We start from the raw sequence: 10,229 nt of genomic DNA, 5'->3' as shown, positions 1-10,229 counted from the left end.
GGCCGTTATAACGGTTTGATTAAGCAACTTGGTGGTCCTGAAGAAGGGGGCATTGGTTTTGGTATGGGCGTAGAACGTTTACTATTACTCCTTCAACAAGAAAATCCAGAGTTTGCGCCGCAGGATGCTTTGGATGTCTTCTTTGCCAGTGCCGATGACAAAGGTGATGGCTTAGCCTTTGATATTTTGAATCAGATTCGTCAACAGGGTATCGTAGCTGATAAAGACTACAGTGGAGTAAAAGTTGGCAAACAAATCAAGGAAGCCTTCCGCCGTCACGCCAAGTATTTTGCCGTTTTTGGTAGCCGTGAGGCAAATGCTAATGAATTTCAATTAAAGAATGCGGCTACTAAGAAAACTATGGAGGTTAGTGTTAAGGACTTTGTGGCTGAGCCAACTAAGTATTTGAAATGATGGAAAATGAAGATACTTTTTAATAATTTTGCTATTTAACAAAATTAAGGGAGGCTGAAAGGATTTCCTTTCAGCCTCCCTTAATTTTAATTAGTCGTCAACAGCATAAGTACCCATATCATCAGCAATAATGATCCGACCAGCGTGCTTGACTCCATCGCCCTTAGTTAGACCAACCTTATTAAAGGCAAAGGTGACGGTTGCGTCAGCTTTAACTGCGGTTCCCATCACCGCTCCAGTATCAGTGTTAATTCCGGATGGCATGTCAACCGCCACTACCAGAGCTTTACTGTTGTTGATTGCTTCAATCGCATCAGCGTAGGCACCGGTAACGGGCCGGTCAATACCGATCCCAAACATGGCATCGACAATCAGCGTGGCTCGCTTGAGAATGCCCAGGTCAGTTGTTTCAGGGATCTTATAATAACGACAGATCTTGTCTTGAACCTGGTGTTCGTCCGAAGCGTGTTCTGGGTTGCCAACGTTTAAGATCGTGACGTTAACACCAGCAATGTGAAGCAAGCGGGCTACGTCAAGGCCATCACCACCATTATTGCCGCTGCCGGCAACCACTACTACCCGGTCCAGGTAAAGTGGGAAGGCGTGTAAAATTTCATCCCGAACAGCTAAGGCGGCTCGTTCCATCAAGACCAGTGATGGGATGCCAATCGTATTAATTGTGTAAGAATCATAGTGCCGCATTTGCTCAGCAGTAATTGGTGTTTTTTCCATAAATTATACCCCCAATCATATTACTTTAACTTTAGCACTAATTAGTGGTTAATGTGACAGTTAACACAAAATTGGCTAGAATAGAGAAAAATACGTAGGGATGATTAAATAATGAGTAAAAAAGGAAAATATCGGGTACTGAAATTTACTTGTCTACCGGTTGAAATGGATGCTAATGGTAAATACCAGTTAAAACTTGACCCAACTGGCCATGCTAAGTTGCACGTTTGGCGAATCGGTAAACATACTAAGGGAAAGTATGCAGGTCCTGGTCAATTATTATTAACTGAGAATAACCTAATGGCAGTGATCCTGGCAGCCGAACCACTGGCCTTTAAGAATCGTCATAGTGAAACACCCATGCAGCGCTTCTTGACTGCTCGGGTAGACAACGATGTCCTGCAAGCGGGATTGGCATATCTAAAGTAGGTTAAAGATTAAGAGCGGTGACCAATTGGTGATAAAGGATGACGGCTTGATTGTGTCGTTCATCTTTAGCTCCATAGAGAAGGATGACATTGTGTTTGGTTAATTCCTGACTGACTAACTTTTTCAGTTGTTGGTAAGCAGGATTAGTTGCCAGTTCTTTAAGGTAACGGGACTTGAATTCGTCATACTTGGCCGGGTCGTGACCAAACCACTTGCGCAGTTCAGTGCTGGGCCCCACTTCCTTGAGCCAGATATCAAGGTGAGCATTAACCTTTGATATTCCTCGTGGCCAGAGACGGTCAACCAAAATTCGGTAACCATTTAAATCAACAGGCTTAGTATAAATTCGTTCAACTTTAAGCTCCATCAACAATACTTCCTTTCATTTGAAATTAACTTAAGAATAGTATTTTTAAGGGGGAAATCAAATCATGGTGTCTGCATACCAACATTTTTTTACTGACCGACCCACGGTAGAAATTGCCCGTGATCTTCTTGGTAAGTTGGTTTGCTATAACGGCCCTGACGGACGGACCGGTGGCTATATTGTAGAAACTGAGGCATACCTGGGTGAAAACGATTCGGCATCGCATGCTTTTAATGGCCGACGAACTGGCTATTCGGCTTCATTATATGGGCAACCGGGTGATATTTATCTCTATCAAATTCGGGGACATTATTGCTTTGATATTGTTGTCCAGGATCGTGAAGACCCACAGGGAATTTTGCTACGGGGTATTGAGCCGGCAATCGGCATTAAGCAGATGCAAGAACACCGGGGAATGACCGGAGTAAACGTTAGCAATGGCCCGGGTAAGCTCGTCCAAGCGCTAGGTATTCACTCTCGGGACCTCGATGGACAGCCCATGGCGACCAGCCCACTTTACGTTGACCTAAATCAATTTAAAATTCCCCGGGAAATAAAGGTGACGGCTCGTATTGGTGTTAATTTACACGGTAAGGATGGTGCTAAACCCCGACGCTTTTTCGTTGCCGGTAATCCATATGTTTCGGGAATGCGCAAACGAGCAATGGACCTTGAAGATTATGGTTGGAAGGACTGAAAAAGATGGCATTGACTTATCAACAATTGCTTACTGCCGTGCCGTTGGTATTACGAGCGGGAAACGTACCCAACATTGTTGGTGATGCCGGTATCGGCAAGTCTGCACTGGTCAAAGCGGTGGCTGCAAAGCTTAACGCCAAACTTTTTACCACCGTGGTTAGCCTAAGTGAAAAGGGTGACCTTGCAATTCCGGTACCGCCTTTGACTAGTGATTCATTTATTGAAACTCAGCATTACGGTCGACTAGCTAATGTTCAATTTGGTTATTCCGAAACTTTGATTGACATTATTAAATATGCAGAAGCCCATCCCCAGGCACCAATTATTTGGTTTCTCGATGAGTTTAACCGGGGCAGTCAAGCGGTCCAGAGCGAGTTAATGAACCTAGTTTTACAGCGTCAAATTAACGCTCTTCATTTACCCACGACGGTCCGAATCGTAATTGCCGAAAACCCCGATGCAACCATGAGTGGCTTTACCAATAGTGAATATGATGTTGCAATTGCCGACGCGGCCATCAAAGACCGGACCGTTCGTTTGGTGATGAAAACTTCAACGACGGAATGGTTAACCTGGGCTCAACGAGTGGGCCTTAACCAAGCAGTAATTGATTATCTGACGACCTATCCGGAACGTTTATCGGTAATTGACCCAAACGCGTCAGATCTTCACCCGACACCCCGGGCCTGGGAACGGGTTTCACGGAATTTAGATCAACTTCAGCAGTTAACAAGTGCTGACCAACAAGCCCTGGCCGCTGATCTTTTTAGTGGTGATCTCGGTAATGAGGTTGGTGTCTCCTTTGCCCAGTTTGTTCTTGCTCATGGCAAGGGCCTGACCGTGGAAGCCATTCAATCTAAAGAAAAAAGCCGGATTGATTTTCGAGGCGTCGACGAGGCAACTAAACTGTCACTTTTACGGTCGTGGATTGCGGACGATTCGCAACAACCGCTGAGCACTGCCGTTGGTGCCCAACATTTTAGCGAGTTATTGTCAACCGTTAGTCCCGATGGTCAGTATGCTCTGGCTCAGTCGATTGGCGAACAGCTTGATAAAATTATTCAGCCAATGTATGAGCAGGCAAAGGAAGACCCGACCGGACCGGTTGCCCAGCTTTACCAACAATTAGCGGTCATTGCTACTAAGGGGGACAATCGCTGATGAGCCTCTGGCACCGTCTTTTTCATCCTTCTTTTAAGCAACTGGAACCCTCAGCAACGGATCAGGCAACTAACGCCGTGATCAGGCTCCTCCAAGGGCACCGTTTATTGGGTGAAATCTTACTTCAATTACCGCGCCAATTTGATTCTGAGCAATCAGCAACGGCAGGCTTAAGTTGGCAGGGAAACCGCTTGGTGTTAAGATTTAATCCGCAACAATTTTGTCGGCTCCATGCTACAGATCAGGAACTCTTGTTAGCCCATGAAGCCTTACATGTCCTTTGGCAACACCCGCTTCGGTATGCCCATTATCCCCATCCTGATTTGGTCAAAGTAGCAACAGATGTGGCCGTCAACCAATACTTACCAGCAGCGCCGGCCGGGACCGTTACCCTGAGTCAGTTGCGGCGCTTGTTACGAAAAAAGATTCCCGCTCAAAGAGATTCACGAGAATATTTAACGATGCTAGAGCAGGCAACAATTGAAGAATGGGAACGGTTGAAGAAGGGTGGTATTCGCCTAAATGGTCACGGCCATGGTCATCAACCAGCACTAGGAAGTGATAGCCACCAAGGATGGCGGCAAAACACCAATGGCCAGCAGGTTAACCAACAGTTACGAATCGCTCATCTTCGTCATTTATTACAACATGCTTGGTACCAGACGCCCAAGCGGGATCGTGGTCTCTTGCCGGGAGAAGTCGTTCAACAACTTAGTAGCGTCCACTCAACAGCAACATTTAATTGGTGGCCCATTCTTCGTCAGCAAGTTGGGCAGATCGTTCGCGGGAAAGAGGCGTCTCATGCCCGCTTTAATCGTCGACAACCCTGGCGAATGGATCTTCCTGGTCAGATCAGTCATCAGACCGCCGATTTGCGGATCTTTATTGATAATTCCGGTTCAATGACCGACGATGAAATTAACCAAGCCTTAACGACCGTTAGTGATCTGGTTCGTACTCAGCGGGCCGTTGTAACGGTCTATACATTTGATGCTAAAGTTTATGGACCTGGTCGAAAATTGCGCAGTGGTCATCAGATTAAATGGCAGCGTCAAGGTGGTGGTGGTACCAGTTTTCAAGCCATTTTTGATTATTTGTGTGCTCACCATGTTCCGCGTGCTGGAACTATTATTGTGATTATTACCGATGGGTGGGGTGAACAGGAGTTGCAAATGCACCGTTATCGTAATGTTGATTGGTTATTGACGACAGCTCCTCATCAGTTATCGGTGCAGGTTCCTTATGGACATGTATTTCAACTAAGAGGAAGGTAAAAATAATGGCAACGATATTGAACCCGCAAGCAATGCAACGCGTCCTGACTCATAGTAGCGAATATCGACGTGCGGTCGGTTTATTGAATGAAGATTGGGATCCGGACAGTCAGCCAATCTATCGCGATGTTTTAGAAGCAGCGGATGTTCACTTTGCCCGGCAATTACAGGTAGCAGGATTGATTGATGGGACAACGGACCTGGATGATTACCGGGCCGTTAACCAATTGATTATGCGTCATGGTCAGTGGTTTTCAGCGAGTGCTCGTCAGGCACTGCTAGCACCCTTTCAGGATTAAGCAACTGATCACTACCATTGATGGAAAATAGTATAATAAAGATATTAAACCATTAAGGAGGACATGATTGTGGCAATAAATGAACAAATGATCAAGGATGACCTGTACGAGGCCGTCAATGGTGATTGGATTAAGCAAGCTAAGATCCCAGATGATAAGCCGGCAACGGGGGGCTTTAATGACTTGGTCGATGCCATTGACAAGCAGATGATGGATGACTTTGATGCCTATGCGGATGAAAAGAAAAAATCTGACGATGATCGTTTTAATGAGATGATCAAGTTATATAAAGTTGCTAAGAAGTTTAAACTGCGAAAGAAAATTGGCCCGAAGGCATTGCAGCGGATTCTTTCTAGTGTGAAGGATTTGCAATCCTATGCTGACTACCAAGCTCAATGGCGGAATTGGATTTTGGCTGGCCTACCATCACCAGTTACTTTTGATATCGATGCTGACATGAAAAATACGAAGATTTACGCGCTCTTTGTTTCTTCACCGGCGTTGATCCTGCCTGACAAGAGTTACTATGCACCGGAGAAAAAGCAGCAGCATGACCAATTATTAAAACTATGGACTGACATGGTAGCTGCTTTGATGGATAAGTTGGACTATGATCACGATCAGGCGGCTACGATCATTCAACATGCTAAAGACTTTGATGCTTTGTTGGCACCGCATGTCAAGAGTGCTGAAGAGGCTGCTGATTATAGCAAGATGTACAACCCCCAAACCGTTGACGAGCTAGCAGCCGCTACTGATCAGCTTGACTTAGCTGCCGTTATTAAACGGTTGATTAAAGCAACTCCGGAAAGGGTAATTGTGATGGAGCCAGCTTACTTTAAGGCCTTGGATGGAATCTTAAAGGATCATTTTGACCTCTTTAAGGCTTGGGCAATTGTCAATATCATCCGTGATTATTCTAGCTACCTTGACGATGGAATGCGGGAGATTAACGGTCGCTACGGTCGGGCCCTTTCTGGTAGCAAGAAACCGGTTAGTCAACGTAAATTTGCTTATTACTTGGCTCGTGATGTCTTCAGTCAAGTTGCCGGTAATTATTACGGTCAAAAGTATTTTGGCCCCAAGGCAAAGGCAGACGTTCATCACATGGTGGAACAAATGGTCAAAGTTTATAAGAATCGTCTAGCTAATAATGATTGGTTAAGTAAGGCTACTCGTGAGAAAGCTATCTTGAAGTTAGATAAGCTTGGCATTCAGGTTGGCTACCCTGATAAGATTCCAGCCATTTATGACCAGTTGAAAGTTGATGATGGTGAATCACTAATTGCCAACTTGAATCAACTAACGATTATTAAGAATCGTGATATGTTTAAGCGTTGGGGCAAGCCTGTTGACCGGATGCGTTGGGAAATGAGTGCGGCCACAGTAAATGCCTATTATCATCCGTTTAAGAACATCATTGTCTTTCCGGCAGCCATTCTGCAGGCATCATTCTACTCCTTGAAGCAGACTAGTAGTCAAAATTATGGAGGTATTGGCGCAGTCATTGCCCACGAAATCTCACACGCCTTTGATAATAACGGGGCCCTTTTCGATGAGTATGGTAATTTGCATAATTGGTGGACCAAAGAAGATTCAACTCACTTTAAACAACTAGCTCAACGAATGATTAAAGAGTTTGATGGTGTACCATTTGCTGGACAACGGGTCAATGGGAAGTTGACCGTTTCTGAAAATATTGCTGATGGTGGTGGCTTGAGTTGTGCTCTAGAAGCAGCCAAGGAAGAAAATGACTTTAATGCTCGCGAGTTCTTTATTAATTGGGCCACAATTTGGCGAATGAAAGCTACTAAACAGTATGATCAATTGTTATTGGCAATTGATGTTCATGCTCCTCAAAAGCTGCGGGCCAATATTCAGGCACAAAATCAGGCCGATTTTTACACCGCCTTTAATGTTCAACCGGGTGATCGGATGTACCGAAAGCCAGCAGACCGCGTCAACATTTGGTAATTAATGGTAAAATGAGTTGTGAATAATTGAAGTCACAACTCATTTTTTTATTACCCGGGAAATAATTTTAAAAGGAATGATTAAATGGAATCAATTCAAATTGTTCAGGGTGACATTACTAAAGTAACGGTAGATGCAATTGTCAATGCTGCTAATACCACCTTAATGGGTGGCGGTGGTGTTGATGGCGCTATTCATCGCGCGGCGGGGCCAGCCCTTTATTTAGCTTGCCGTAAATTTAATGGTTGTCCAACCGGTGAGGCACGGATTACGAGTGGCTTTAACCTCCCAGCTCGTTACATTATCCACACACCGGGGCCAATCTGGCACGGTGGTAATGGTAATGAACGGCAACTCTTAGCAAATTCATACCATAATAGTTTACAATTAGCGGAAGAACATGCCTGCCGGACGGTGGCTTTTCCGTCCATTAGTACTGGTGTATACGCTTTTCCGCTCGATCAAGCAGCACCAATTGCCTTAGGCACAATTAAGAATTTCTTGACAAATGCTCGGTCTGTTCAACGAGTATTGATGGTTTGCTTTGATCCGTTGACTCGGGCAGCCTATCAACGGGCATTACGTTAATTTTAGGAGAATCAGGTGAAAACAATGGCTAAAGGGCCAGTAAAATTAGACGATGTTGCTCGTGAGGCGGGAGTTTCTAAGACCACCGTTTCCCGGGTGCTTAATCAACGGGGATACCTTAGTGCGGCGACAATTGCTAAGGTTCACCGGGCAATGGAGAAGTTGAACTACCGACCAAACGTGATTGCTCGACAGCTATATAAGCAAGAAACTAAACTAGTTGGCTTAATCTTTCCCACGATTGATGACCCGTTTTTTGGCCAACTGGAAGCTGCATTGGAAAATGAGCTTTACCACCACGGCTATAAAGTCTTGATGGGAAATAGTCAAAATGACCCGGATAAGGAACGCAGCTTTCTGCGACAACTCTTGAATCGGCAGGTCGATGGCCTTATTGTTGGTGCTCATAATGAAGCCATTGCTGAGTACCAACGAACCAATCTGCCAATTGTTTCAGTTGAGCAAATTGTTAGCAAAAACGTTCCGGTAGTATCATCTGATAACTATAATGGCGGCCTTTTGGCAACCCAGCGGCTACTGGATGATGGATGTCAGCACATTATTCATACTAATTATCCAGAAAACATCCCGACACCTAATCATGAGCGCCGGTTAGCTTACGAAGAGTTATTGCGTGCTCATGGCCGGACGCCGATTACTTATCACATTAGCTTTGATGATCCGGTGGCCAAAAAGTGCCAGGTAATTCGACAAATCTTTGAAGAGCATCCAGAAGTCGACGGGATCTTTGCCGATAACGATACGAACGCTGGATTGATCATGAATATTGCGCGTGAATACCAACGATTGATTCCTGAGAACTTACGGGTAGTTGGGTATGACGGTGCTAACGCTACGAGAATCTTACTACCACAATTAACGACGATTCAGCAGCCAATTAACCAAATGGCTAAGATGGCGGTAAAGTTACTTCGGGCTCGCCTAGCTGGTAAAAGGGTCGGCTCGGTAATGTTACCGGTCAAATTAATTGATGGAGGAACGGCATGATGGCCGTTTCTTTTTTAAATAATTTATGTTAACCGGTTGACAGAAAAATCAGAAAGCGCTAACATATGAATTGTTGAGATAAGGAAGCGCTTTATTAACCGCTTAAGATTTAATAAAAGAGGGATTTACATTATGGCTCATGTTTCATTAGATACACAAGGCTTAAAGCAATTTGTTAATGCTAACGAACTCGGTGAGATGCAGGCAATGGTCAACGCCGCCGATGAAGAATTGCGGAAGGGTACCGGTGCCGGAGCGGACTTTCGTGACTGGCTCCACCTGCCGAGCAAATACGATCGAGACGAATTTGCCCGGATCAAGCAAGCCGCAAAGAAAATTCAAAGTGACTCCGACGTCCTAGTAGTCATTGGAATTGGTGGTTCCTATCTGGGTGCCCGGATGGCGGTGGACTTCTTGCACAACACCTTCTACCAGGCGCAGAGTGCTAAAGAACGCAAGTACCCACTGGTCATCTTTGCCGGTAACTCCTTGAGTTCAACCTATGTTCACGACCTTCTTCAATTGATTGGTGACAAGGACTTTTCTGTGAACATCGTCTCCAAGTCTGGGACGACTACGGAACCATCAATTGCCTTTCGGATCTTCAAGAACAAGTTGATTGCTAAGTATGGTGAACAGGAAGCCAACCAACGGATCTACGCCACGACCGATAAGACCAAGGGTGCTTTGAAGACCGAGGCTGATGCTCACGGCTACGAAACCTTTGTTATTCCAGATGGCGTCGGTGGTCGTTACTCCGTTCTGTCTGCCGTTGGTCTTTTGCCAATTGCCGTTTCTGGTGCTGATATTGATCAACTGATGGCTGGAGCTGCTCAGGCTGAGCAGGACTATGTTGACCCAGACCTGACGAAGAACGAGGCTTACCAATACGCTGCTTACCGGAATATTCTTTACCGGAAGGGCTTTGAGACCGAACTGCTGGAAAACTACGAACCAAACATGCGGATGTTCGCCGAATGGTGGAAACAATTAGCCGGTGAATCCGAAGGGAAGGATCACAAGGGCATTTACCCATCCAGTGCCAATTTCACCACGGACCTGCACTCCCTCGGACAATACATCCAGGAAGGGCGGCGGTTCTTGATGGAGACCGTTGTGAAGCTTGATCACCCGAACTACGATGTCGAAATTCCGCGTGAAGCCGATAACCTGGATGGCTTGAAGTACTTGGAAGGGAAGACGATGGACTTCGCAAATACCAAGGCCTATGAAGCCGTGGTGGCTGCCCACACTGCTGGTGGGGTTCCGGTCATGACCGTTCAC

12 protein-coding genes are annotated in these 10,229 nt (G+C 45.5%); 10 read left to right on the top strand and 2 right to left on the bottom strand.

What is annotated here, in order from left to right; genetic code table 11:
• The coding region (locus ACEYV4_RS07615; RefSeq protein WP_373842733.1) for a His/Gly/Thr/Pro-type tRNA ligase C-terminal domain-containing protein at positions 1-414 on the top strand (414 nt) is incomplete at its 5' end.
• A 90-nt stretch (positions 415-504) separates the two neighbouring features.
• Here ACEYV4_RS07615 and ACEYV4_RS07610 read toward each other — a convergent pair.
• Positions 505-1,146: an NAD(P)H-hydrate epimerase gene (locus ACEYV4_RS07610; RefSeq protein ID WP_373842732.1), complete on the bottom strand. Its 642-nt coding sequence runs from the start codon at positions 1,144-1,146 to the stop codon at positions 505-507.
• Between the two features lie 111 nt (positions 1,147-1,257).
• Between ACEYV4_RS07610 and ACEYV4_RS07605 the strand changes: the two genes are divergently transcribed.
• Positions 1,258-1,575, top strand: coding sequence for a hypothetical protein (locus ACEYV4_RS07605; protein WP_373842731.1), 318 nt, complete (start codon positions 1,258-1,260; stop codon positions 1,573-1,575).
• A 1-nt stretch (position 1,576) separates the two neighbouring features.
• On the opposite strand, the gene ACEYV4_RS07600 is transcribed toward ACEYV4_RS07605, so the two are convergent.
• Positions 1,577-1,942, bottom strand: a complete 366-nt coding sequence (locus ACEYV4_RS07600; RefSeq protein ID WP_373842730.1) for a DUF488 domain-containing protein — start codon at positions 1,940-1,942, stop codon at positions 1,577-1,579.
• Between the two features lie 64 nt (positions 1,943-2,006).
• Between ACEYV4_RS07600 and ACEYV4_RS07595 the strand changes: the two genes are divergently transcribed.
• The 8 genes from ACEYV4_RS07595 to ACEYV4_RS07560 form a co-directional block, all read left to right on the top strand.
• Positions 2,007-2,639 carry a DNA-3-methyladenine glycosylase gene (locus ACEYV4_RS07595; protein WP_373842729.1) on the top strand — a complete coding sequence of 211 codons (633 nt, stop codon included), beginning with the start codon at positions 2,007-2,009 and terminating at the stop codon, positions 2,637-2,639.
• A gap of 5 nt (positions 2,640-2,644) precedes the next feature.
• The gene (locus tag ACEYV4_RS07590) at positions 2,645-3,802 is read left to right on the top strand and encodes an ATP-binding protein (RefSeq protein WP_373842728.1); all 1,158 of its coding nucleotides are present in this window, start codon (positions 2,645-2,647) and stop codon (positions 3,800-3,802) included.
• Positions 3,802-5,076, top strand: a complete 1,275-nt coding sequence (locus ACEYV4_RS07585) for a VWA-like domain-containing protein (protein ID WP_373842727.1) — start codon at positions 3,802-3,804, stop codon at positions 5,074-5,076. Before ACEYV4_RS07590 ends, ACEYV4_RS07585 begins: the two co-directional genes overlap by 1 nt.
• Before the next feature lie 5 nt (positions 5,077-5,081).
• Positions 5,082-5,375 (top strand): hypothetical protein, encoded by a 294-nt coding sequence (locus tag ACEYV4_RS07580; RefSeq protein WP_373842726.1) that lies wholly within the window; start codon positions 5,082-5,084, stop codon positions 5,373-5,375.
• 63 nt (positions 5,376-5,438) lie between these two features.
• Positions 5,439-7,349: a M13 family metallopeptidase gene (locus tag ACEYV4_RS07575; protein WP_373842725.1), complete on the top strand. Its 1,911-nt coding sequence runs from the start codon at positions 5,439-5,441 to the stop codon at positions 7,347-7,349.
• 84 nt (positions 7,350-7,433) lie between these two features.
• Entirely contained in the window at positions 7,434-7,937 is a 504-nt protein-coding gene (locus ACEYV4_RS07570; RefSeq protein WP_373842724.1) for an O-acetyl-ADP-ribose deacetylase, read from the top strand.
• A 24-nt stretch (positions 7,938-7,961) separates the two neighbouring features.
• Positions 7,962-8,945, top strand: coding sequence for a LacI family DNA-binding transcriptional regulator (locus ACEYV4_RS07565; protein WP_373842723.1), 984 nt, complete (start codon positions 7,962-7,964; stop codon positions 8,943-8,945).
• A gap of 132 nt (positions 8,946-9,077) precedes the next feature.
• Positions 9,078-10,229, top strand: a 1,152-nt coding sequence (locus ACEYV4_RS07560) for a glucose-6-phosphate isomerase (protein ID WP_373842722.1), incomplete at its 3' end; no start/stop codon positions are given.

This window comes from Limosilactobacillus sp. (genome assembly GCF_041859915.1).
Lineage (GTDB): Bacteria > Bacillota > Bacilli > Lactobacillales > Lactobacillaceae > Limosilactobacillus.
Note: the sequence above shows the minus strand (reverse complement) of the source record. Positions and strands in the feature narration are given on the sequence as shown.